Annotated in this window: 1 protein-coding gene; it reads left to right on the top strand. The window is 57.8% G+C overall.

The genetic code is table 11. The annotated features are described in order from the left end of the window. Positions 1-708 (top strand): copper resistance protein B (locus AKL28_RS24240; protein ID WP_082221663.1); only part of this gene is annotated, 708 nt, incomplete at its 5' end. Positions 709-725: the final 17 nt, after the last annotated feature.

The raw sequence follows: 725 nt of genomic DNA, 5'->3' as shown, positions 1-725 counted from the left end.
GGCTATTCCAATGGCTACACTCTCAATACCGGCCCCTATGCCCAGAAAGACACCAGCGCATTAATGATGTCCGATATGCATTCCTTCGGTTCCTTCCTGGTGGATCGCCTGGAGCGTGTTCATACCCGCAATGGGAATTCTGTCGCCTACGATACCCAAGGCTGGATCGGCAATTCGTATGACAAGTTCTACCTCAAAGCCGAAGGCGATATCGAACAAGGCCGCGTAGGCGATGCCCGGACCGAATTGCTGTGGAGCCATGCGATTACTCCCTATTGGGACACTCAGCTCGGCCTTCGCGTCGACGTCGGCAGCAATCGACCTGGTCGCAATTGGCTCGCCTTCGGCGTCCAGGGACTGGCCCCATACTGGTTTGAAGTAGAGGCGACAGGCTACGTTGGAGAGCAAGGTCGGACTGCCTTGCGCCTGGCGGCCGAATACGAGGTGTTGTTGACCCAGCGCTGGGTGCTTCAACCTCGCGTCGAGGCCAACCTGTACGGTAAAGAAGATCCTGAGCTTGGCATCGGACGGGGCCTGTCCAGCGCGGCCTATGGCGTTCGGCTGCGCTATGAGTTCTCCCGCCAATTCGCTCCTTACGTCGGAATTGAGCGCGATCAGAGTTTCGGCCGTACTGCCAGCTTCTCACGTGGTGCTGGCGGCAATGCCGGTGAAACCAGGCTCGTGGCCGGCGTACGCGTTTTGTTCTAAGTCTCCACCGTTTTAAT

Source organism: Herbaspirillum chlorophenolicum (genome assembly GCF_001189955.1).
Taxonomy (GTDB): Bacteria; Pseudomonadota; Gammaproteobacteria; order Burkholderiales; family Burkholderiaceae_D; genus Herbaspirillum; species Herbaspirillum chlorophenolicum.
The sequence above is the reverse complement of the archived record's forward strand: the minus strand, read 5'-3'. Positions and strand labels throughout refer to the sequence as shown.